The organism is Amycolatopsis sp. NBC_00438, assembly GCF_036026695.1.
In the GTDB taxonomy this organism is placed as follows: Bacteria; Actinomycetota; Actinomycetes; order Mycobacteriales; family Pseudonocardiaceae; genus Amycolatopsis.
Map to the genome: position 1 here is coordinate 1,832,840 of NZ_CP107923.1, position 20,861 is coordinate 1,853,700.

At 72.4% G+C, this 20,861-nt stretch carries 22 protein-coding genes; 13 read left to right on the forward strand and 9 right to left on the reverse strand.

The window, feature by feature from the left end:
- The first annotated feature begins 22 nt into the window (after positions 1-22).
- Positions 23-1,576 carry a carboxylesterase/lipase family protein gene (locus OG494_RS08775; RefSeq protein ID WP_328453733.1) on the forward strand — a complete coding sequence of 518 codons (1,554 nt, stop codon included), beginning with the start codon at positions 23-25 and terminating at the stop codon, positions 1,574-1,576.
- 38 nt (positions 1,577-1,614) lie between these two features.
- Here OG494_RS08775 and OG494_RS08780 read toward each other — a convergent pair whose 3' ends face one another.
- The 3 genes from OG494_RS08780 to OG494_RS08790 all read right to left on the reverse strand — a co-directional run bounded on the left by OG494_RS08780 (position 1,615) and on the right by OG494_RS08790 (position 4,521).
- Positions 1,615-2,955, reverse strand: coding sequence for an NtaA/DmoA family FMN-dependent monooxygenase (locus OG494_RS08780; protein ID WP_328453734.1), 1,341 nt, complete (start codon positions 2,953-2,955; stop codon positions 1,615-1,617).
- Between the two features lie 11 nt (positions 2,956-2,966).
- Positions 2,967-4,172 (reverse strand): LLM class flavin-dependent oxidoreductase, encoded by a 1,206-nt coding sequence (locus OG494_RS08785; protein ID WP_328453736.1) that lies wholly within the window; start codon positions 4,170-4,172, stop codon positions 2,967-2,969.
- A gap of 172 nt (positions 4,173-4,344) precedes the next feature.
- The gene (locus tag OG494_RS08790; RefSeq protein ID WP_328453738.1) at positions 4,345-4,521 is read right to left on the reverse strand and encodes a CsbD family protein; all 177 of its coding nucleotides are present in this window, start codon (positions 4,519-4,521) and stop codon (positions 4,345-4,347) included.
- Between the two features lie 440 nt (positions 4,522-4,961).
- Between OG494_RS08790 and OG494_RS08795 the strand changes: the two genes are divergently transcribed.
- From OG494_RS08795 to OG494_RS08810, 4 genes are read left to right on the forward strand one after another with little or no spacing between them, the layout of a single operon-like run.
- Positions 4,962-5,462: a YbaB/EbfC family nucleoid-associated protein gene (locus tag OG494_RS08795; protein ID WP_328453740.1), complete on the forward strand. Its 501-nt coding sequence runs from the start codon at positions 4,962-4,964 to the stop codon at positions 5,460-5,462.
- Between the two features lie 23 nt (positions 5,463-5,485).
- Positions 5,486-5,821: a hypothetical protein gene (locus tag OG494_RS08800; protein ID WP_328453742.1), complete on the forward strand. Its 336-nt coding sequence runs from the start codon at positions 5,486-5,488 to the stop codon at positions 5,819-5,821.
- Positions 5,818-6,942, forward strand: a complete 1,125-nt coding sequence (locus tag OG494_RS08805) for a hypothetical protein (protein WP_328453744.1) — start codon at positions 5,818-5,820, stop codon at positions 6,940-6,942. Before OG494_RS08800 ends, OG494_RS08805 begins: the two co-directional genes overlap by 4 nt.
- The gene (locus OG494_RS08810; protein WP_328453746.1) at positions 6,873-7,586 is read left to right on the forward strand and encodes a hypothetical protein; all 714 of its coding nucleotides are present in this window, start codon (positions 6,873-6,875) and stop codon (positions 7,584-7,586) included. The genes OG494_RS08805 and OG494_RS08810 overlap by 70 nt, the downstream gene beginning before the upstream one ends.
- Before the next feature lie 791 nt (positions 7,587-8,377).
- Here the strand turns inward: OG494_RS08810 and OG494_RS08815 are convergent.
- Positions 8,378-8,683: a hypothetical protein gene (locus OG494_RS08815; RefSeq protein ID WP_328453748.1), complete on the reverse strand. Its 306-nt coding sequence runs from the start codon at positions 8,681-8,683 to the stop codon at positions 8,378-8,380.
- Between the two features lie 293 nt (positions 8,684-8,976).
- Between OG494_RS08815 and OG494_RS08820 the strand changes: the two genes are divergently transcribed.
- The 3 genes from OG494_RS08820 (at position 8,977) to OG494_RS08830 (ending at position 12,420) form a co-directional block, all read left to right on the forward strand.
- Complete coding sequence (locus OG494_RS08820; protein ID WP_328453750.1) at positions 8,977-9,576, forward strand: TetR/AcrR family transcriptional regulator; 600 nt, start codon at positions 8,977-8,979, stop codon at positions 9,574-9,576.
- Entirely contained in the window at positions 9,573-11,138 is a 1,566-nt protein-coding gene (locus OG494_RS08825; protein WP_328453751.1) for a carboxylesterase/lipase family protein, read from the forward strand. Before OG494_RS08820 ends, OG494_RS08825 begins: the two co-directional genes overlap by 4 nt.
- 112 nt (positions 11,139-11,250) lie before the next feature.
- Positions 11,251-12,420 carry an LLM class flavin-dependent oxidoreductase gene (locus tag OG494_RS08830; RefSeq protein WP_328453754.1) on the forward strand — a complete coding sequence of 390 codons (1,170 nt, stop codon included), beginning with the start codon at positions 11,251-11,253 and terminating at the stop codon, positions 12,418-12,420.
- A 3-nt stretch (positions 12,421-12,423) separates the two neighbouring features.
- On the opposite strand, the gene OG494_RS08835 is transcribed toward OG494_RS08830, so the two are convergent.
- Together OG494_RS08835 and OG494_RS08840 are read right to left on the reverse strand one after the other, a co-directional pair.
- Positions 12,424-12,867 (reverse strand): SRPBCC family protein, encoded by a 444-nt coding sequence (locus OG494_RS08835; protein WP_328453755.1) that lies wholly within the window; start codon positions 12,865-12,867, stop codon positions 12,424-12,426.
- 70 nt (positions 12,868-12,937) lie between these two features.
- The gene (locus tag OG494_RS08840) at positions 12,938-13,711 is read right to left on the reverse strand and encodes an isocitrate lyase/PEP mutase family protein (protein WP_328453756.1); all 774 of its coding nucleotides are present in this window, start codon (positions 13,709-13,711) and stop codon (positions 12,938-12,940) included.
- 50 nt (positions 13,712-13,761) lie between these two features.
- On the opposite strand from OG494_RS08840, the gene OG494_RS08845 reads away from it, so the two are divergent.
- Entirely contained in the window at positions 13,762-14,850 is a 1,089-nt protein-coding gene (locus OG494_RS08845) for a Dyp-type peroxidase (protein ID WP_328453757.1), read from the forward strand.
- On the opposite strand, the gene OG494_RS08850 is transcribed toward OG494_RS08845, so the two are convergent.
- A complete protein-coding gene (locus OG494_RS08850) occupies positions 14,831-15,928 on the reverse strand; it encodes a S1 family peptidase (RefSeq protein ID WP_328453759.1) in 1,098 nt (365 codons plus the stop codon). The genes OG494_RS08845 and OG494_RS08850 overlap by 20 nt on opposite strands.
- Before the next feature lie 351 nt (positions 15,929-16,279).
- Here OG494_RS08850 and OG494_RS08855 point away from each other — a divergent pair, with 351 nt between their 5' ends.
- Complete coding sequence (locus tag OG494_RS08855; protein WP_328453761.1) at positions 16,280-17,128, forward strand: hypothetical protein; 849 nt, start codon at positions 16,280-16,282, stop codon at positions 17,126-17,128.
- A gap of 26 nt (positions 17,129-17,154) precedes the next feature.
- A complete protein-coding gene (locus OG494_RS08860; protein ID WP_328453763.1) occupies positions 17,155-18,147 on the forward strand; it encodes a DUF3592 domain-containing protein in 993 nt (330 codons plus the stop codon).
- Position 18,148: 1 nt separating this feature from the next.
- On the opposite strand, the gene OG494_RS08865 is transcribed toward OG494_RS08860, so the two are convergent.
- Positions 18,149-18,757, reverse strand: a complete 609-nt coding sequence (locus tag OG494_RS08865) for an LUD domain-containing protein (RefSeq protein WP_328453764.1) — start codon at positions 18,755-18,757, stop codon at positions 18,149-18,151.
- 88 nt (positions 18,758-18,845) lie between these two features.
- Here OG494_RS08865 and sigJ point away from each other — a divergent pair, with 88 nt between their 5' ends.
- The gene (sigJ, locus tag OG494_RS08870) at positions 18,846-19,730 is read left to right on the forward strand and encodes an RNA polymerase sigma factor SigJ (RefSeq protein ID WP_328453766.1); all 885 of its coding nucleotides are present in this window, start codon (positions 18,846-18,848) and stop codon (positions 19,728-19,730) included.
- Positions 19,731-19,733: 3 nt separating this feature from the next.
- On the opposite strand, the gene OG494_RS08875 is transcribed toward sigJ, so the two are convergent.
- The gene (locus tag OG494_RS08875) at positions 19,734-20,450 is read right to left on the reverse strand and encodes a transporter substrate-binding domain-containing protein (RefSeq protein ID WP_328453768.1); all 717 of its coding nucleotides are present in this window, start codon (positions 20,448-20,450) and stop codon (positions 19,734-19,736) included.
- 124 nt (positions 20,451-20,574) lie between these two features.
- Here OG494_RS08875 and OG494_RS08880 point away from each other — a divergent pair, with 124 nt between their 5' ends.
- Positions 20,575-20,838, forward strand: coding sequence for a GlsB/YeaQ/YmgE family stress response membrane protein (locus tag OG494_RS08880; RefSeq protein WP_328453770.1), 264 nt, complete (start codon positions 20,575-20,577; stop codon positions 20,836-20,838).
- Positions 20,839-20,861 lie beyond the last annotated feature (23 nt).

Genomic DNA, 20,861 nt, shown 5'->3' on the forward strand with positions numbered 1-20,861 from the left:
GGACGAGCAGGCGGAGGTCGACATGGGCAGGCGCATCGCGGCACTGGTGATCGCGGCGGCGGCACTACTGGGCACCGGGGGCGTCGCCACCGCCCAGGGCCAGGACGCCGGGGTGGTGCGGACCGACGCCGGTCCGGTCCGCGGCACGGTCACCACGGACAGCAAGACGTTCCAAGGGGTGCCCTACGCGGCACCGCCCGTCGGCGAACTGCGGTGGAGAGCGCCTCAGCCGCCTCGACATTGGACCGTGCCGAGAGACGCCACCACCCCGGCGTCGCGCTGCGCCCAGCCGCAGAACATCGGGCCGGCCAGTGCGTCCGAGGACTGCCTCTACCTGAACGTCACGGCCCCGCGCACCGGCGGGCTCAAGCCGGTCATGGTGTGGCTGCACGGCGGTGGCAACGCCTTCGGCGCGGGCAGCGACTACGACGCGCGGCGCCTGGCCGTGGGCGGTGACGTCGTGGTGGTCACAGTGAACTACCGCCTCGGCGTGTTCGGCTTCCTCGGCCTGCCCCGCCTCGACGGCGCCGGCACGTTCGGGATGCAGGACCAGCAGGCGGCGCTGCGCTGGGTGCAGCGCAACGCGGCGGCGTTCGGCGGGAGCCCGGCCAACGTCACGCTCTTCGGCCAGTCGGCCGGTTCGTACGACATCTGCGCGCAGCTCACCTCGCCGGCCGCCCGCGGGCTGTTCCAGCGGGCGATCATGGAGAGCGGGTCGTGCTCGATGACCTGGCCGCGCAACGGCGTCAACCCCGGCATCCCGGCCGGCTCGCCGTGGCAGGCACAGTCCTCAGTGGACGCGCAGGGTGCCACGCTCGCGGCGTCGCTCGGCTGCCCGGCCGGACCGTCCCAAGTGGACTGTCTGCGCCGGATTCCGGTGCCGCAGCTGCTGTCCGCGTCGCAGAGCGCCGCGCTGCCCGCGGTGGCGTACGGCAACCGGGTGCTGCCGTCGCGTCCCGACCGGGCGCTGGCCGAAGGCCGTTACGCGAAGATCCCGGTGATCTCCGGGACCAACCTCGACGAACAGCGCCTCGCGACGGCCTTCCTGCCCCAGGCCTTCACCGAAGAGGGCTACCAGCAGCTGCTCGCCGACGCGTTCGGCACGAAGGCCCCTGCGGTCGCGGCGAAGTACCCGTCGAGCGCGTACGCGTCCCCGGCCGTCGCCTGGGCCACGGTGGCGACCGACCGCGTCTGGTCCTGCACCCAGGTGACCGACCAGCGCACGCTCGCCCGCTCCGCGCCGGCGTACGCCTACGAGTTCGCCGACCGGACCGCGCCCGCGCAGTTCCCGTTCCCCGAAGGCCTGCCGTCCGGTGCCTACCACGGCGCCGAGATGGAGTACCTGTTCGACCTCAACGGCGTGCCCACGCCCCTGAACGCCGAGCAGCAGGCCCTGGCCGACCGGATGATCCGCTACTGGACGACGTTCGCCCGCACCGGCAACCCCAACGCGACGGGCACGCCGACGTGGCCGCGCTTCGGCGGCGGCACGACGACACTGTCGCTCGTCCCGGGTGCGGCGCGCACCGTGGACCTGGCCGCGGAGCACAACTGCGCCTTCTGGGCGGGTCTCTGATCCCCGGACGGGGCGGGGTTCGAGTGGACCCCGCCCGTTCAGGCGTCCAGTCCGAGGTGCTCCCGCAGTGTCGATCCGGTGTATTCGGTGCGGAACGAGCCGCGTTCCTGCAGCAGCGGGACCACCTTGTCGGCGAACTCGTCGAGGCCGCCGGGCGTGACGTGCGGGACGAGGATGAAGCCGTCGCTCGCGTCGGCCTGGACCAGGTCGTCGATCGTGGCGGCGACGGTCGCGGGGGAGCCGATGAACGTCTGGCGCCCGGTGACCTCGATGATCAGCTCGCGGATGGACAGGTTCTTCGCTTCCGCCAGCTGACGCCATTCCCTGGACGTCGCCAGCGGATCGCGGTACATCCGGACGCTGGCCCGGCCGCGGGCGATCGTGTGCTCCCCGAGCACCGGGTCGATGTCGGGCAGGGGGCCGTCCGGGTCGTAACCGGACAGGTCGGCGTTCCACAGCTGCTCGAGGAACTTGATCGCCGTCTGGCCGCTCACCTGCTGCAGCCGGACGACGTGGGCGCGCTCGTGGGCGTCGGCGTCGGTGTCGCCGAGCACGAACGTCGCCGCCGGGAGGATCACCAGCTGCTCCGACGTCCTGCCGTACTTCGCCAGCCGGCCCTTGACGTCGGTGTAGAACGCCTGCCCGGCCTCGAGGGTGCCGTAGCGGCTGAAGATCGCGTCGGCGGTGGCCGCGGCGAACTCGCGGCCCTCGTCGGAGTCGCCGGCCTGGATGATCACCGGGCGGCCCTGGGGGCTGCGCGGCACCGGGAACCGGCCCTCGATGTCGAAGTGCTCGTCGTGGTGGGCGAAGGCGCCCGCGTTCGCGTCCCGGAGGAAGACGCCGGTGCCGGCGTCGGCGGCGATCTCGTCGCCGCGCCAGGAGTCGAACAGCTCCCAGGCGGTGCGCAGGAACGTCGCGGCGCGGGAGTAGCGCTGGTCCTGCGGCAGGAAGCCGGCGCGCCGGAAGTTCTCGCCGGTGAAGGCGTCCCACGACGTGACGACGTTCCAGGCCGCGCGCCCGGCGGAGAGGTGGTCGAGCGAGGCGAACTGGCGGGCCACCTCGAACGGCTCGTTGAACGTCGAGTTGATGGTGCCGGCCAGGCCGAGCCGCTCGGTGACCGCGGCCAGCGCCGACAGCACGGTGAAGGTGTCGGGGCGGCCGACGACGTCGAGGTCGTAGATCTCGCCGTTCTGCTCGCGCAGCCGGAGGCCTTCGGCGAGGAAGAAGAAGTCGAACTTGGCGCGCTCGGCCGTCTGCGCGAGCTTGACGAACGAGCTGAACTCGATGTGGCTGCCGGCTTCGGGGTCGCTCCACACGGTCGTGTTGTTCACGCCGGGGAAGTGCGCCGCGAGGTGTATCTGCTTGCGGGGCTGGGTCATCGCGGGCCTCCTCAGGCGGTCGCGTAACGGTTGGCGGGCTTCGCGAGGCCGAGCAGCCCGCGCAAGGTGGCCGCCTCGTACTCGGTGCGGAACGCGCCGCGGGCCCGCAGCTCGGGGACCAGGCCGCGGGTGATCGCGGTCAGGTCGTGCGGCACCGCGCCCGGCCGCAGCCGGAACCCGGAGAGCCCGGCGGCCTGCCAGTCCAGCAGCAGGTCGGCGAGGCCGGCGGGGGTGCCGGTGAAGACGTGGGCGTCCGAGGTGTACTTCGCGCCGGACAAGTCGTCGAGCCGGGCCTTGCGGTCGGCCGCGGCCTGCTCGGTCTCGTCGAGGAAGACGACGACGTCGCCGAACACGTGCAGCGTCTCGGCGGCGCGCCCGGCCCGGTCCTGCTCGTCGCGGACGGCGGTGACGATCTCGCCGGCCTGCGTGCGGTCGAATGGCGTCACGTAGACGACGTCGGCCGAGCGGGCGGCGAGGCGGTAGGGGACCGCCGCGTGCGCCAGCGCGGTGACCGGCGGCTGGCCCTGCGGCGGGCGCGGGGTGATCGACGGGCCCTTGACCTTGAACCAGCGGCCTTCGAAGTCGATGTAGTGCAGCTTCTCGCGGTCGACGAACCGGCCGGTCGCGACGTCGCGGATCTCGGCGTCGTCCTCCCAGCTGTCCCAGAGCCGGCGCAGCACCTCGACGTAGTCCGCGGCCTCGTCGAACAGCTCCGACAGCGGGCTCGGCACGTCCGGGGTGGCGGAGTCCTCGAGCCGGAACTCGCCGAATTCACGGCGGCCGAAGTGGCGGTTGTCCGCGGGCCGCCCGGCGACCTGGACGCGAACGCCGGCGCGGCCGGTGCTGACGTAGTCGAGCGTCGCGATCGCCTTCGACAGGTGGAACGGCTCGGTGTGGGTGACGATCGCGGTCGGCACGAGCCCGATGTGCGAGGTCAGCGGCGCGACACGGGCGGCGATGAGCACCGCGTCGAGGCGACCTTGGACGATGTCGGTGCGCTCGCCCGGCCGGTCGAGGTACTGCTCGGTCTGCAGGGCCAGCGAGTCCTCGAGGGTGACGAAGTCCAGCTTCGCGGCCTCGGCCTCGCGGACCAGATCGGCCCAGTACCCCGCGGTGAGCAGCTCACCCGGCCGCGCCCCCGGCTCACGCCACGCGGCGGGGTGCCACCCGGCACCGTCCAGCGCGACGGCGATCCGTGGTCCGTTTCCTGCTGCCATCCCGGCTTTCCTTCCCTCGGCCCGTACCGACAGTGTGCGCCGGTTCCCGGCCGGCGGGCAGGAGTGGCCAGGGGGTGGGATCGCGGGAACTTTCCGGACGGGCCGGGAATAACCACGGCGCGCACGAAACGGCCGCCGCACTCCGGAGTGCGGCGGCCGTCTTGCGAGAAAATCAGTCCTTGTGACCCGTCACGGCGTCCTTGACCTTGTCGGCGGCCTGCTTGAGGGCACCCTTGCCCTGCTCGGCCTTGCCTTCGGCCTGCCACTGCTCGTTCCCGGTGGCGTCGCCGACCGTTTCCTTGGCCCGGCCCTTGAGCTCTTCGGCCTTGTGTTCCGCCTTGTCGTTCATCGTCCACCTTTCCTGGGGTGCTCTACGGCTACCCGGTGCCGCGGCGGCTACACATCGCGGCGGAAATCAGGGGCGTGGCGGCCTCATCGCCGCGGCGGAGTTCCACGGAGGTCCGGCTGTGGTCGTCCGGCCTGCGTCCGGTCTCCGGGTAGCCGGGCGCGTGCCGCCAGAACGTGGCGTACCTCGGGTCCACAGAGGAATGGCGGACCGCGGGCGTGTTCCGCAGCGCCGTGGAAACTTCCCGCATGACCAGGTCCTGGACCCTCTCCGGGCCCCCGGCGCGTCCATCGCCGGACGGGGGAGCGCGGGTCCCGTGCCGGAGCCGCGTGCGTGCCACGGCCACCGGATACCCGGGGGCGATCTTCCGAAAACGGACCGAAGCGTCGCCCGAGTCTGACATCATTCGGACGGATGTCACCAGACCGCGCAAGGGAGACACGATGTCCGCGCACATGGACGAGCTGATCGCCCAGTTCCAGAACTTCCAGGCGAAGGTTCGCCAGGCCGAAACCCGCTTCGCCGGGGTCGGCGACATGCAGGAGCGGATCGCCCAGCTCGAGACCACCGTGACCTCGCCGGACGGCAACGTCACCGTGGTGGCCGGCGCCGGCGGGACCGTCACCGACCTGCGGCTCGCCGCCGGCGCGACGCACCTCGAAGCGGGCCGCCTGGCCACGATCATCATGACCACCCTGCGCCAGGCCGTGGCCGGGGCGGTCCAGCAGCAGGCCGGGATCGTGGACGACGCCTTCGGCGACACGCTGGGCGTCAACACGCAGGAGCAGGTGCGCGAGGCCCAGGCCGAAGCGTTCGGAACCGTGGCGGAGCCGCCTGCGTCGGAGCCGCAAGCGCCCCCGGCACCGCAGGCCGCACCGCGACGCCGGCCCGCCCCGCGGGACGACGACTACTTCGAAGAGAACACGATCCTCCGCCGCGACTGACCCCGACCGAGAGAGCTCCCGCGATGCCAGAAGGAATACAGACGAACATCGGCGCGATCTCCGCGTACGCCAAGCAGCTGCCGTTCTACGAGCAGGAAGCGGACAAGTTCGGCGCCAAGATCGACGCCGCCGACGTGACCGACGAGGCGTGGGGGCTCATCGGCCTGTTCGCGAAGCAGGGCTACACCGACCGCCTCGGCGAACTGCGCTCGCTGCTGACCGACCTGAAGGACGGCGTGGACGGGTTCACCACCAAGCTGACCAAGGCCGCGGAGATGTACCAGGGCATGGAAGACGCCGGTGTGGTCACCTTCGGCCGGTACGAGGCGGAGATCGACGCGGTCGGGGAGGGCAAGTGAGCGAGCACAAGAGCATCGCCGACGCGCTGGACGTCCAGCCGTACGACGAGAGCACGGGCGCGAACCTGGACCGCGCGGCGGGGTACGTGCCGGTGGCGGGCACGGCGTACAAGGCCGGCAAGTCGATCGGCGAGCACGCCCAGCAGGCGGCCCAGGCGGGCAACTTCGGCGAGCTGGCCTCCGCGGGTGGCGCGCTGGTCGGCGACGGCGCGACGTTCGTCGGCGCCGCGGCCAGCGACATGGTCACCTTCGCCATGGACCCGATCGGCTGGCTCGTCAGCCACGGCCTGAACATGCTGCTCGAGCTGGTCCAGCCGCTGCAGGACGCGCTGCACCAGGTCACCGGCGACGGCCCGGCCATCGGGCACGCGTCGGAGAACTTCGTGACGATCGCCCAGGGCTTCGTCGCGCTCGCCGAGGACTTCGAGAAGACCGGCGACACCGCGCTGGCCGAGTGGGTGGACGACGCCGGCAACGCCGCGAAGGCAGCGCTCGGCGACTTCTCCTCCGGCATCCGCGGCGTCGGCTCGGCCGCCGGTTCGGTGGCCGAAGTGCTGCAGATGTGGTCGATGGTGATGGTGGTCATCGAAGAGGTGATCAAGGGGATCATCACCGAGCTGGTGTCCTGGCTGATCACGCTCTGGCTGCCCGCGCTGGCGGCGTCGGTGATCAGCTTCGGCAGCTCGGTCGCCGCCGCGATGACCGCGTCGATCGCCAAGGCCGCCAGCGTGCTGAAGAAGGTCACCGGCTACCTGGGCAAGTTCGGGAAGCTCCTCGACACCTTCATCGAGTTCATGGCGAAGTACTCGACGAAGCTCGTGGAGTTCACCACCAAGCTGCGGGTCGGCGTGATGCCCGGCCAGACGAAGTTCGGGTTCGGCGCGGCCGCCCAGGGCTTCCAGCCGAGCAACCGGGTGCTCACGACGATGTTCGGCACCTCGGCCGGGGCCGGGCCGCTGCTCGCCGGCGCGGGCGTCAAGGCGGGCATCGGCGCGGCGAAGGGCGCCTTCGCCGAAGGCAAGGAAGCTGTCACGCCCGAGGGGGACGAACCGTGGTTCGACAAGAGCGAGATCGGCGGGGACCGGAGTCCGGAGGACACCCGGAAGGACCTCGACATCTGACCGACCGCGCGGCCGGGCTCCAGGACCGCGCCGAGCGCTGGGCGGCCGACGCCCAGGTCCGTCCCGGGTTCCGCGAGCGGGTCGAAGGATTCCTCCGGGACCAGTGGCACGAGCCGGTGATCGTGCTGCGCCTGGGCGACACCGACCTGGGCTTCGGCGTCCCCGGCCGGCGCCACGACGGGACGGTCGCGGGAAAGCGGCTGGTCCGCAGGTTCTTCTGGAACATCGCCCGCGGCATCGGCGGCGCGGTGATGTACGTGTTCTTCCTGGCCAACGGAGGAGGCGAGGCGGGCCGCCCATTCCAGCGGGAGATCCGCGTCGCCGGCCCGGCGGACGCGCAGGCCCTGGACCTGGTCGACCGGCTCCGGGCGGTGCGCGGGCCGTGGCTGGCGTTCTCGCCGACGGCGGTCGCGCTGGTGGACACGGGATCGACGTACGTGGACCCCGCCGACGCGCCGGCGCCGCGGATCCTGTGGCAGGCAAGGGTTCCGCAGGCCCCGGAGGTCGGCTTCCGCAAGCGGACGCTCACCTGGCCGGACGGGTCGAGCTTCCGGTTCCCGCTGCACGGCCGGACCGAGGACCAGCACTTGCGGAAGTTCGTGGAGCCGCCGGACGTCGTGCACTGGAACGGCCGCCCGGAGTAGGGAACCGCTGAGGCACGGTCGATGGGGCTTCCGGTGCGGCCGACGTGACCGCAGGGTCGACGGGTCCTGACCGCGGGGTCGACGGGTCCTGCTGCGGCCGGCCTTGGTGTCGGGAGCAGCCGACACGGCGCTCGGGACGGCCAACACGGCGTTCGGGACGGCCAACACGGCGTTCGGGACGGCCAACACGGTGCCCGGCGGGGCCAGCACGTTGCCTGGCGGGGCCAGCACGGTGCCTGGCGGGGCCAGCACGGTGCTCGGGTGGCCAAGACAGCGCCCGGTGCGGCCGCCACAGTGTCCAGAGTCGCCACCACGGCGCCCAGGCCGACCGATGCGGCGCCCGGAATGGCCAACACCAGGCCCGGACCGGCCAACGCAGCACTCCGGCCAGCCAGTTCGGCGTCCGGAGCGGCCAACACAGTGCCCGGAGCGGTCAAACGTGGCGTGCGGAGTGGCTACGCCGCACTCTGGCCAGCCAACACGGCGCCCAGCGCGGTCAACACGGTGTCGGAGCGGCCAGCAGAGTGCTCGGTGCGGAACACGGTGCCGGAGGGGTCAGCCAGCGCCGGTGTTCGGGCCCATCAACGCGGTGCCGGTGCGGTCAACCAGTGCCAGTGTTCGGTCAGCCAACGCGGTGCCGGTGCGGCTAACACGGTGCCGGAGCGGCCAACCAGTGCCAGCGCTCGGGCCAGCCAATGAGGTGCCGGGGTTGGCCAACGCGGTGCCCGGGGTGGCCAACACAGCGTCCGGCGCGGCCCACTCGGCTGCCGAGCGCGGGAGCGCCCGTGTAGTTACTGCTGTGCGGTGGCGGGATCGCCGAAACGTACGCCGCCGCGGCGGTGGCGGGGGCCCAGCTCCTCCGCGAGGATCGCGTCCAGGTCGCTCGCGGCCCGGCGCAGCGGCCGCCGGACCGTCCACAGGACGGCCAGGGTCGCGAACACCAGGATCACCACCGTGACCCCGAGGGCCGTGTCGGCCAGCAGCAGGATCGTCGCCGCCAGCACGAGGACCGGGGACAGCCCGATGGCCGGGCGGCGTGCGTGGCGCGGGCGGTGCGTCCAGGCCCGTAGGCCCGCCTGCCGGTGGTGCGTGGTCATCCGTCCTCCACCCCCTCTGCGCCTCCGACGAGTCGCTACGCTGCGTTCTCGCCATTAGCTCCAAAGTGTCGCAGACGACGGCGTTCGGATGATCAGTCCGGGGCGTGGTGTACCCGAAAGACTGTCCCCCATCGCCCAGTAGGCCGTACAGGATCGGGCCAGATGCGCAATGAGGTGAGGAGCGTGTCGGGATATTTCACCGTATCGGGTGATGGTCTACGGATTCCGCGGTCAAACACCGTCACTCTGAACAGGACTGTTTAAAAGTCACGGCGACCGGCTACCAGTCCGAGGTGGCCCCCGAACGGAGCAGCGAGTCGGTCGTCCACGCCGCGCGCCGGGCGCAGCTGGTGGACGCGGCGATCGACGTGCTCGCCCGCGACGGGTACGCGGCCGCGTCCACCGTGCGGATCGCGCGGGCGGCCGGGGTCAGCCGCGGGGTGCTCACCTACCACTTCCGGGACCGGGCGGACCTGATCGCCGCGGTCGTCCAATCCGTGTACGCGCTCGCCGGGGCGGAGCTGGGGCCGCGGGTGGTCCGGGCCGGGTCGCCGCGGGCGAGCCTGCTCGCGTTCATCGGCGGCAGCGTCGGGTTTTACGCCGCCCACCCCCGGCACCTGGCCGCGCTGAGCGCCGTCTTCACCGCCCAGGAGCGGGACGGCACCCGGCACCACCGGACCGAGATGGACGACGTCGGCGCGTTGCTGCGCGCCGGGGTCGAGGCCGGCGAGTTCCGGGCCTTCGACGTCGAAATCATGGCCGGCACGATCCGTGCCGCGCTCGACGCCGCCCTGGTCCGGGTCACCGCCGACCGCACGCCCGCCGCCGCGGCGCGGGTGCGCGACGAACTGGTCCGCACGTTCGACCTGGCGACCCGAAAGGAAAACCCATGAGCGTCCTCGCCCGGACCGCCGGCGCGCTGGCCGTGGCATCGGCCCTCACCGCGGCCGCGTGTTCGAGCCCGCGACCCGAAGGGCCGCAGCTGACCGTCGGCACCACCGGCGGTCAGGTGCACGGCCTGGCCACCGCGTCGGCGCGGGAGTTCCTCGGCCTCCGCTACGCGCTCGCGCCGACGGGGGAGCGGCGCTGGACCGCGCCCCAGCCGGCCCCGGCCCGGGACGACGTCGCCGACGCGACCCACCCCGGCGCCCGGTGCTCCCAGGGGACGCAGGCCGCCGGCACCTCCGAAGACTGCCTGTTCCTCAACGTGACGACCCCGCGCGACCAGGCGCCCGGCGAGCGGCTGCCGGTCATGGTGTGGTGGCACGGCGGCGGGTACACCAGCGGCTCCGGCGCGGACTACGACGCTCAGCGGCTGGCCTCCCGCGGGCACGTCGTCGTGGTCACGGTCAACTACCGCCTCGGCGTCTTCGGCTACCTCGGGCTGCCCGGCCTGGCCGGCTCGGGCAACTTCGGCTTCGCCGACCAGCTCGCCGCCACCCACTGGGCGAAGGACAACGCCGCGGCGTTCGGCGGCGATCCGGGCAACCTCACCGTCTTCGGCGAGTCCGCGGGCGGGATGTCGGCGTGCGCGCTGCTGACGTCGCCGCAGGCCGCCGGGCTCGTCCAGCGCGTCGCGATCTCCTCCGGCTCCTGCTTCCTGAACTGGCCGGCGGGCGGGCTGTTCCCCGGCACGCCGGCGCAGACGCCCTACACCTCGCTGGCCACCGACCAGGCCGACGGCGTCGCGACCGCGAACCAGCTGGGCTGCACCGGATCCGGTGCGCTGCGGTGCCTCCGGGACCTGCCCGCCGCCCAGCTGCTGCCGGTGAGCACGGCGTTCTCCGACCACCTGGCCTACGGCACCGACCTGCTGCCGGAGAACCCGCCGGACGCGGTCCGCGCCGGCCGGATCGCCCGGATCCCGGTCCTCTCCGGCGGCAACCACGACGAAGCCCGTTCGTTCGCGGGCGGCGCCGCGATGGCCGACCCGGCCGCGATCACCGAGGCGACCTACCCCGGCCTCCTGCGGACGGCCTTCGGCGACCCGAAGGCCTCGGACGTCCTGCGGCAGTACCCGCTCCAGCGCTATCCGACGGCCGTCGAGGCCTGGTCGAGCGTCGTCACCGACTCGGCGTGGAGCTGTCCCACCCTGGCGGGCGACCAGGCTCTCGCGCGCGCGACGAAGGTGTTCCCCTACGAGTTCGCCGAGCCCCACGCACCCAACGTCAGCCAGGTGACCGTGCCCGGGATGGCCCAGGGTGCCGCGCACGCCACCGACACGCCGTACTTGTTCGACCTCGGCGGCAAGAACCTCCTGGCCGATCCCGCGCAGGCCCGCCTGGGGGAGCGGATGATCGATCTCTGGAGCGGCTTCGCCCGTACGGGAGCACCCGCGGGCGCCGTCCCCGGTACCGCCACCTCGACGACCGTCCTGAGCCTGACGGCCGGCGGCGCCACACCCGTCGACAGCGGATCCGACCACCGCTGCGGGTTCTGGCCGCCGAACCGGTAGCCCGCCGGACGTATTGCGCCGAACGTGCGACCTGCGTAACGGCCCGGTCGCTCTGCGGGACTGACTTCTCAGTGCAACGGGGAGCAGACCCGAGAGCCGACGGAGGCCGTGGATGCAGATCGACCTGTTCAACGAGATCCAGAACCCCCGGCCGTGGCCGGAAGGCCACGAGCAGCTCAGGTTCACCCAGGCGATCGAGCAGGCCGTCCTGGCGGACGAGCTGGGGTACGGGTGCTGGTGGCAGGTCGAGCACCACGGCGCGGGCGAGTTCAGCCTGTCGTCGGCGCCGGAGCTGATGCTGGCGGCGCTTTCCCAGCGCACGAGCCGGATCCGGCTGGGGCACTCCGCGGTGCTCGCGCCGGGCCGGTTCAACCACCCGATCCGCGTCGCCGAGCGCGCCGCGACACTCGATCACCTCAGCGGCGGCCGGGTGGAGCTCGGCCTGACCCGCTCGACCATCCCGGAGTGGCGCCTGTTCGGCATCGAACCGGACGACGCCCGCGCCCAGACGCAGGAAGCGTTCGAGATGGTGCCGCGGATGTGGACCTCCGAGCGATTCTCCTACGAGAGCGACGCCTACCGCGTCGACGACGTCGCGATCGCGCCGAAACCGTTGCAGCGGCCGCATCCGCCGCTGTGGCAGGCGGCGGCGAGCGCGTCCTCGTTCGAGGAGGCCGGGCGCCGCGGCGTCGGCGTGCTGGGCACGACCATGTGGGAGTCGCTCGAGCGCGCCGGCCGGCTGATCGGCCTGTACCGGGCGGCGGCCGCGCAGTGCACGGACCCGGTCGGCGCGTTCGTCAACAACCAGGTCGGGTTCTTCACGTTCGTGCACTGCGCGGACACCGACGAGGAGGCGATGCGCAACGGCGCCGCCGCGGCCGCGGCCTGGTACACCGTGACGGCGTTGACGTTCTTCGAAGCGGCGAGTGAGTTCGTCCGGTTGAACGCCCGCCAGCAGGAGATCGCGGCGGCGCCGGACGGCGGTGGCCTCACGGGTGAGTTCCTGCGTGGCGAGGCGCAGAACGGCCCGACGGACGCGAACCTGCTGATCGCCCGGATCCTGCAAGGGGAATCGGTGCCGGACGACGAGATCTTCGCGGTGCTCAGCGCGCAGGACTCACTGATCGTCGGCAGCCCGGACACCTGCCGCAAGAAACTGCGGGCCTACGCCGACCTGGGCATCGACCGGCTGATGTGCCTGCAGCAGATCGGCGGCATCCCGCACGACAAGGTGCTGAAGAGCATCCGCCTGATCGGCGAGCTGATCCCGGACCTGGCCTGAGGTTCAGGCGGCGGCGCCGAGGTCGTCGAGCACCGGCGGCAGGCCCTCGGCCAGCATCCGGCGGCGGACCCGCTGCAGCAGACGGGACATGACCAGCCCGCCCACGCCGTGGAAGCCGGTGTGCGAATAGGTGAAGCGGGTGCCGCCGGCGGTGTCCTCGAGGCGGTAGGTGACGAAGCTCGGCTCGTCGGTTTCCTTGTTGCGCCAGGAGAAGCGCAGCAAGGCGGGCGCGTCGGCGGCGAGGACCTCGCAGCGGACGACGCCGTCCCAGCCGGGCACGGGCTTGCCGACGAACCGGAACCGCGTGCCGACCTCCGGCGCGAAGTCCTCGGGGCGCCCGCCTCGCCCGGTGGACGTCCACCGCGGCACCAGGGCCGGGTCGGTCAGGGCCTGCCACACCCGGTCGCGGGGGTGGGGGTACTCGGTGACGATCTCGAACTCGCTCACGGGCGGGGTCCTCTCGTTGTTTACAGTCACCGTATCACTTCAGTGACTGTAAACAACGAGGGATCCGGCCTCAGTTCAGCTTGCGGGTGTCGGCCGGCAGCCCGCCGCCGGCGTAGACGTCTTCGGCCAGCTTGGCCAGGGCGGTCAGCGCGACGTTCTGGCTCCACGGCCCGTAGGACACCCGGGAGACGCCGAGCTTCTGCGCGGCGGCCAGGGGGATCGAGCCCGGGATGCCGATCAGGTTGACCTTGCGCTCGCCGAGGGCCTCGACCAGCCGGCCGACCTGGGTCTCGTCGAGCTTGCCGGGCGCGAAGAAGTTCGACGCGCCCGCGTCGAGGTAGGCGCGGCCGCGGGTGATCGCCTCGGTGAGCGCCTCCTCCTGGTCGGCGATCTTGAGGAACGCGTCGGTGCGGGCGTTGAGCACGAAGTCGATTCCGGCCGACTGTGCGGCGGCGACGGCGGCTTCGACCGCCTTGACCGACTCGGCGAGCGGCTTCATCTGGTCTTCGAGGTTGCAGCCGACCGCGCCGGCCTCGATGGCCCGGGCGACGGTGCCGCCCGGGTCGCCGTACCCGGCCTCCAGGTCGGCGGTGACCGGCAGGTCGCCCGCGGTCCGCACGATCAGCGCGACCTCGGCGATCATCTCGTCCCGCGGGATCTTTTCGCCGTCCGGGTAACCGCGGGAGGCGGCGATGCCGTGGCTCGGGGTGGCGAGGGCCTGCGTGCCCGGCGTCTCGGCGACGACCTTCGCGGTGATCGCGTCCCAGACGTTGACGACGAGCAGCAGTTCCGGAGCCGCGTGCAGCTCCTGCAGGCGCTTGGCCTTGTCGGCGGTGGAAGTCATGTCCCCAATCTAGGAGGAGAGCGCGACGGCGGCGAATGCTATCGTCGCGAATGCTTTCGAACGAGGCCTCGCCGGGTGACGCCGAGGAGATCGCCGGACCCCTCACCCGCGCCGCGATCTTCCTCGTACTGCGGATCGACAGCGGCGGCGAGGACGTCGTCAAGGATCTGCTGGCGGATCTGCCCGGGCTGCGGCGCTCCGTCGGGTTCCGGTCGCTGACCGGCGGCCTGTCGTGCCTGGCCGGGATCGGCTCCGCCGCCTGGGACCGGATCTACGGCGGCGCGCGCCCGGCCGAGCTGCACGAGCTGCCCGTGTTCAAGGGCGAGCGCCACGAAAGCGTGACGAGCGACGCAGATCTCCTGTTCCACCTCCGCGCCGACCGGATGGACCTGTGCTTCGAGCTGGAGACGCTGATCATGGCGCGGCTCGCCGGCGCGGTCACCGTCGTCGACGAGGTGCAGGGCTTCCGCTACTTCGACGCGCGTGACGTGCTGGGGTTCGTCGACGGCACCGAAAACCCGACCGGCCGCGCCGCGCGGGCGGCTGTGTTCGTCGACGACGACGGCGGTTTCAACGGCGGCAGCTACGTCGTCGTCCAGAAGTACCTGCACGACATGACCGCGTGGAACGCGCTGTCCACCGAAGAGCAGGAGCGGGTGATCGGCCGGCGCAAACTGTCCGATGTGGAGCTGTCGGACGCGGAGAAGCCGAGCGATTCCCACATCGCCCTGAACGTGATCACCGACGACGACGGCAACGAGCTGGACATCCTGCGCGACAACATGCCGTTCGGCCGCCCGGCGTACGGCGAGTTCGGCACCTACTTCATCGGCTACGCGAAGTCGCCGGTGGTGATCGAGCGGATGCTGGAGAACATGTTCGTCGGGTCGCCGCCCGGCAACCACGACCGCATCCTGGACTTCTCGACCCCGCACACCGGGGCGCTGTTCTACGTGCCGACGGCGGACTTCCTGGAGGACCCGCCCGAGCCGGCACCCGAAGCGGAACCGGAAGAAGCGCCGGCGGCGGAAGCACTGCCGGCACCGGAAGAAGCGCCGGAACCCGACGACTCGCTCGGCATCGGCGGCCTCCGGGAGACCGCCGAGCCGGCCGCGGGTGTCAGCTGGTTTCGAGGGTGAGGCCGTAGCGGTCCAGCACCTCCTGCACGGGCTGGAAGAAGGTGTTGCCGCCGGTCTCGCAGTCACCGGACCCGCCGGACGTCATTCCCTGCGCCTGCACCGTTTTCGTGCCGGCACCGGCCGCCGGGCGGCTGACGAACGAGCCGCCCGAGTCGCCGGGTTCGGCGCAGGCGTCGGTCTGGGTGAGCCCGTGGACGATGTTGCCGTTGCCGTAGTTCACCGCCTGGTCCAAGGCGATCACCCGCCCGCACTGCCAGTGGGTGGTGATGCCGGACCGGCAGATCCGGCCGCCGGCCGGCACGACGTCCGTGCCGTCGATCCGCACGTCGGTGCCGTCTTCGTAGCGGTCCACCCGCGGCGGGGCCGAGACGTTGCCGTCGGTGACCTTGACGGTGCCGTAGTCGTTGTCGGGGAACGAGGATTTCGCGACCTTGCCGACGGGGCCGCCGGCGCCGCTCACCGCGCCGCCGAGTGCGGTGCAGTGTCCCGCGGTGATGACGAAGTGGACGTCGTCGTCGTTGTACGCGTTGAACCCGATGGAACAGGCGCCGCCGCTGAAGTAGAGCCCCTGCCCGCCGACGGCGTCCCACAGCGGCCGCGGGGCACTGGCGACGCGCTCGACCCGGACCGGCGCGCCGCCGGCGGTGGCCCACGCCAGGCCCGCGGGGTCGCCGCCCACCACGCTCACCACGACCTCGTTGGCCGGCGCGTCGACGTACCAGCCGGCGACCGAGGCGGGTACGCCGGCCGCTCTGCGGTCCAGTGTGGACTGGACGTCCTTCAGTTCGGACGCGCTGTGCCGCACCACTTTCGGCGTCGCCCCGGCGGCCCGGATCTGACCGGCGCGGGCGGCGTCGGTCGTGCCGACGACCAGGCCGCCGGTGGCGGCGTCCAGCCAGGACAGCCCGAACGCGCCGCCCAGGGAACCGCCGAGGGTGTGCTGCGCGGCGGCCAGCGCGGCCGGACCCGTGGCTTCCGTCAACGGTACGGCGGCCGCCGAGGCCGGCGTCGCGAACGCGGTGGTCGCGGCCGCGGCGCCGACGAGGGCGGCCACAGTGCGCAGGGGTCGTCGGATCACGAGAACCTCCAGGAGTCGCGAGTGCGAGAACCGCACCCGTGAATCGACGCTACGGCAGTGATCAGCGGGTCGGATAGCTGCCATTTGAGTAGCGCTCGCAATTCCCCTTTCCGGCTCAACGGGCCTGGTCAACGGCCCGTCGGTTGTCACTCCTGTGAGTGATCACGGCGTTTGCGGCGCCCCGCATGGGCGCTCGAAGCGCGACAATCCGCGACGGCTTTCGCGGCATTGGGGAATCGTTTCTTCTTGATGAACCACCGGTTTCTCACCTGATCGGGGCCGAAACCTGGGTTCGGTAGCAGCCGGGCCCGCGCAGGCTGGGGACGTCCCGAACGAACGGAGGTGGGTGCGGTGAACACGAAGGATCCGGCGCGGGCCCGGCACGAACGCCTGGAACGGTGGCGCGGGCACCCGGTGGTGCTCGCCGCGGTGGTCGTGGTTTCGCTCGCGACCGTGGCGCTGGGCGTGTTGGCCGGGCTCGGGTTCGGCGGGTTCATGGAGCAGTTCCGGACCATGGCGATCGACAGCGTCTTCGACGACCGCGGCGACGGCGACCCGCCGTACGTGGTCGTCTGGGGCACCCTGGGCGTCTTCGGCTGCCTGCTCTCGGCCACCCTGGCGGGCGCCGCCGCGCGACGGTACGGGGGACGGCCGGCGGGCCCCGCGTTCCCGGCGGTCCTCGCGCTCGCGGGTGCCACGGCCGGTGCCTGGGTGTCGGCCCGGGCGTGGCTGCCGCCGCTCGCCGTCGGCACGGCGGTCGACCTGGTCTTCCACCACGACGAGCCGTGGGGTTTCTGGCGCTGGTTCTTCTACTACGCCGACTGGTGGGTGCCCGCGCTGCTGCTCGTGGCGACCTCGCTGGTGCTGGGGTACGCCGTGGCCGGCCACCGCCGGTACACCGCGATGGTCCGGACCCGCGGACGGCTGCCGGCGCACGGCCGCCGCGTGCCGGCGGACGTCGTCGAGGTCAAGCTCCGCCTCGCGGGCGACGAGACGGGCACGCGGGTCGTCGGCGCGACCGTCACCGTGTCCTTCGCCGACCTCGCGGGCGTCCGGCGCTGGGTGACCCGCCGCAGCCGGGACACCGAGGTCAGCGCGGCGGAAGTACTGTTCGACCCGGCGCGGCCCGGGGACGAGAAGTCGATCTTCGTCGCCCTCCGCCGCCACCCCGTCCTCGCCGACTGGCTGCCGGTCCGATGAGTTCCTTCGAGAGTCCGGAGTTCCCCATGATCAGGCTCGCTCGCGGGTTCCTGACCGGCGGCGTCGTCGGGGTGACGCCGAGCGCCTTCGTCACCGGCATCATCATCGGGAACGTCCCGTTGCTCCTCACCGGGGCAGGACTCCCGTTCGCCTACGGCTTTCTCCTGTTCGTGGCCGGGATCCCGCGGCGGGCGCGGGAAGCGGCGGTCGTGCCGCGCACGGCGCTCGCGAAGATCGAGAGCCTGCGCGCCGGCGGCACGGAGACGGGTGACGTGTCGCTCCGGTTCGACCTCACGATCGCCCCGCACGGCGAGCCGCCGTTCCGCGCCGAAGCCCGCCTCGACGTCAACCTGGTCGACCTGCCGGGCTATCGGCCGGGTGACGTCCTGGTCGTCGCGTACCCGCCGGACCGGCCGTGGCAGGCCCGGATCGTGAAGCCGGACGCGGAGTGGGCGCGGCGGGCGGCCGGCGCCACCGTGGTGTCCGCGCCCGAGTCCACTGTGGTCCGGAAGCCGGCGGGGGCCGGGGCCGGCTTTCTCGTCCTCCTCGGGTTCCTGCTCGGCGTGGCCGCGATCGTCCTGCCGTTCCGCGCCGAGCTGTTCGCCCCGTCGGCGGACGCCTCGGAGGTTTCGGAGTCCGCCGAACCCACGTCGGTCACGTCCTCCTCGGGCTCGGCGACGGTCACCGTCGGCCCGGGGCAGTCCATGGCGGACGCGGGCGAGCTGCGCCGGGCGGTCGACGGCCTGGCGCAGCACGCGGACGTCGCGAAGGTGCTCACCGCGGTCGTCGAGGAGCACCGCCTGTCGGTGGTGTTCGCGCCGACCGGCGTCACCGCTCCGTCGTTCGACCTGCGCTCCCTGCCGGTCGACCGCATCCCGGCCCTGGTGACGAAGGCCCGGACCACCCTGGACGTCGGCTCGCCGCAGACGTGGCAGGTCACGGTGGTCCCGTTTGCGGGCGAGGTGACCCTCCGGATCGTGGCCACCGGCCCCGGCGGCAGCGGCTCCCTCGGCGGCTGAGTCAGAAGCCGATGGCTTCGCGCAGCAACAGGACGGTGACGCGCCCCGGGCCTTCCGCGTTGAGGACCAGCAGGCGGTTGATCGCGCTCGGCTGGCCGTAGACCGCCCGGGCGCGGGCGTTTTCCAGCGGCAGCGCGTGTTCTTCGAGGCGGCGCAACGCGGTGGCCATGTCGGGGACCACCTTCTGCGCGCCGACGATCCAGATCGCGCGGCCCGCGCCGCCGGCGTAGGCGGGCACCTGGCTGCCGCTGCCCGAAGCGACGACCACGGACCCGGTCTCGGTGACCGCCGCGACGCTGCCCACCACGAAGTCGGGCGTGGCGATCAGCCGCCGGATGTCGTCGGCCCGGGTGGCGCGGTCCAGCGCCAGGACCCGGGGTTTGACGGCGTCGTACCGGCCGCCGGTGTTGAGGTCCTGCTCGATGCCGGACAGCCGGGTCGTTTCGCTGGCGGAGGTGAACACGCTCGCGCCGGCCGGGATCAGGTCGCCGACGCGGCCGCGCGCGGCCGCGACGTCGTCGAGGATCTCGACGGCGAAGCCGTGTTCCTTCAGGGCGGTGGCCGCCCGCTCCAGGCTTTCGGCGGGGGCGGCGTCGGTGAACGGGGTCATGGGTCTCCTCCTGCGCGGTCGTGTCACAACGAAGCCGTGGGGTTCGTCAGGACTACGACCACGCAGTACCGCGGAATGTGAGGCAACGATGACCCGGCCCGACCCGATCACGAGCGAGCGACGGCACTTGACGAACCTCGCCTACCGGCTCCTCGGCTCGCTGGCCGACGCCGAGGACGTCGTCCAGGAGACCTACGCCCGCTGGTACGCCCTGTCCGCGCCGGCGCGGAACGCGATCGAGGCGCCCGGGGCCTGGCTGACGACGGTCGCGAGCCGGATCTGCCTGACCCAGCTCGGTTCGGCCCGCGTGCGGCGCGAGGCCTACGTGGGGGAGTGGATCCCGGAGCCGCTGCCGGGGCGCGCGGAGCGGCCGGACGTCGTCGACCCGGCGGACCGGGTCACCCTCGACGAGTCGGTCGACATGGCCTTCCTCATCGTGCTCGAGGCGATGACCCCGGCCGAGCGCGTCGCGTTCGTCCTCCACGACGTCTACCGCTACCCGTTCGCCGAAGTGGCCGGGATCGTCGGCCGGTCGACGGCGGCGTGCCGGCAGCTGGCCTCCTCGGCCCGCCGGCGGATCCAGGCGTCGCGGGCACCGGTGGCGACGCCGACCGCCCGGCAGGCGGACCTCGTCCGCGCCTTCAAGGCGGCCTGGGAAGCCCAGGACATCGCCGCCCTCGTCGGCCTCCTCGACCCGGACGTCACGGCGACCGCCGACGGCGGCGGGCTGGCGGCCGCCCGCCTGGAACCGATGTACGGCGGCGAAGCGGTCGCGCGGGCCTGCGCCGGGATCCTGGACGTGCTGCCCGGCATGACCTTCTCGGAGACCACGGTCAACGGCCGGCCCGGCCTGCTCTCCCGGCAGGACGGCGTCACCGTGACGGTCTTCGCGTTCCACGTCGAGGGCGACCGGATCAAGCACATCTGGGCGATCCGCAACCCCGACAAGCTGCGCGCGTGGACGGCGGCCTGAGCGTCAGCGGGCCGGGGGAGCGACGGTGGCGTCCGGCTGGTTCGCACGCCGCAACGCGTCGGCGACGAAGCCGCTCGCCTTCAGGTCCTCGACGACGTCGTGCAGGAACGCGACGGTCCCGGGGCGGCGGTCCTTCGCCGTGCCGACGGCCTGCTCGATCTGCATGAACCGGTCGGGGATCACCCGGACCTCCGGGTGCGCGGCGGCGTACGACGTCATCGGCCGGCGGATGCCGGCCGCCGCTTCGAGGCCCTGGGTTTCGAACGTCGTGACGCCTTCGTCGCCGCGGACGACGGTCGCGTGCTCCAGGGTGCGGGAGAGGAACAGGTCGTAGGCGGAGCCCTGCTTCACGCCGATCCGGACGTCCGGCCGGTCGACGTCGGCCGGGGTGGTGAACGCCGAGCCGCGCGGCACCACGTACACGCCCTCGATGACGACATACGGTGCGGTGAAAGCGACTTCCGTCGCGCGCGCCGGGTCGATCGCCAGGAAGCAGAGGTCGGCGGCGCCGGAGGTCAGGGCCGCGAACGACTTCCGTGCCGCGTCGAAGCACACGAACGCCACCGGGACGGCCAGCCGCGCGGCTACTTCGCGCGCGATGTCGACCGTGACGCCCGTCGGCGCGTCCGGGGTGCCCTGCGCGAGGACGGCGTTGCCCAGGTTGATCGAGGCGCGCAGGACGCCGGTCGGGGCGAGGTCTTCGGTGATCGGCGTTCCCATGTCCGCGACCCTAGCGACGGGCCGGATGAGATCCAGGTCACGTCGACCTCACCCGGCGCGCCGCCGCGACGCCCGGCTGCCATCCTGTGCCGTCTAGGTCGAGCGTGGATGAGAGGAGCAGTCCGTGGGCATCATCGGCTGGATCGTGCTGGGGCTCATCGCCGGCGTGATCGCGAAGATCCTCATGCCGGGCAAGGATCCCGGCGGCTGCATCGTCACGATCCTGCTCGGCATCGGCGGCGCCTTCGTCGGCGGCTGGGTCGGCAAGACCCTCTTCCACACCGACATCGGCACGTTCTTCGACCTGCGGACGTGGGGCCTGGCCGTGCTGGGCGCGCTGATCATCCTCGTCGGCTACCGCATGATCTTCGGCAGCCGCCGCGACTGAGGTGCGTGACGCGCAAAGGTAAC

What these genes read in the sequence shown, in the direction of transcription:
- OG494_RS08775 (WP_328453733.1), top strand. Translation starts at nt 23, where the DNA reads ATGGGCAGGCGCATCGCGGCACTGGTGATCGCGGCGGCGGCACTACTG.
- OG494_RS08780 (WP_328453734.1), bottom strand. Translation starts at nt 2,955, where the DNA reads ATGACCCAGCCCCGCAAGCAGATACACCTCGCGGCGCACTTCCCCGGC.
- OG494_RS08785 (WP_328453736.1), bottom strand. Translation starts at nt 4,172, where the DNA reads ATGGCAGCAGGAAACGGACCACGGATCGCCGTCGCGCTGGACGGTGCC.
- OG494_RS08790 (WP_328453738.1), bottom strand. Translation starts at nt 4,521, where the DNA reads ATGAACGACAAGGCGGAACACAAGGCCGAAGAGCTCAAGGGCCGGGCC.
- OG494_RS08795 (WP_328453740.1), top strand. Translation starts at nt 4,962, where the DNA reads ATGTCCGCGCACATGGACGAGCTGATCGCCCAGTTCCAGAACTTCCAG.
- OG494_RS08800 (WP_328453742.1), top strand. Translation starts at nt 5,486, where the DNA reads ATGCCAGAAGGAATACAGACGAACATCGGCGCGATCTCCGCGTACGCC.
- OG494_RS08815 (WP_328453748.1), bottom strand. Translation starts at nt 8,683, where the DNA reads ATGACCACGCACCACCGGCAGGCGGGCCTACGGGCCTGGACGCACCGC.
- OG494_RS08825 (WP_328453751.1), top strand. Translation starts at nt 9,573, where the DNA reads ATGAGCGTCCTCGCCCGGACCGCCGGCGCGCTGGCCGTGGCATCGGCC.
- OG494_RS08830 (WP_328453754.1), top strand. Translation starts at nt 11,251, where the DNA reads ATGCAGATCGACCTGTTCAACGAGATCCAGAACCCCCGGCCGTGGCCG.
- OG494_RS08840 (WP_328453756.1), bottom strand. Translation starts at nt 13,711, where the DNA reads ATGACTTCCACCGCCGACAAGGCCAAGCGCCTGCAGGAGCTGCACGCG.
- OG494_RS08845 (WP_328453757.1), top strand. Translation starts at nt 13,762, where the DNA reads ATGCTTTCGAACGAGGCCTCGCCGGGTGACGCCGAGGAGATCGCCGGA.
- OG494_RS08860 (WP_328453763.1), top strand. Translation starts at nt 17,155, where the DNA reads ATGATCAGGCTCGCTCGCGGGTTCCTGACCGGCGGCGTCGTCGGGGTG.
- OG494_RS08865 (WP_328453764.1), bottom strand. Translation starts at nt 18,757, where the DNA reads ATGACCCCGTTCACCGACGCCGCCCCCGCCGAAAGCCTGGAGCGGGCG.
- sigJ (WP_328453766.1), top strand. Translation starts at nt 18,846, where the DNA reads ATGACCCGGCCCGACCCGATCACGAGCGAGCGACGGCACTTGACGAAC.
- OG494_RS08875 (WP_328453768.1), bottom strand. Translation starts at nt 20,450, where the DNA reads ATGGGAACGCCGATCACCGAAGACCTCGCCCCGACCGGCGTCCTGCGC.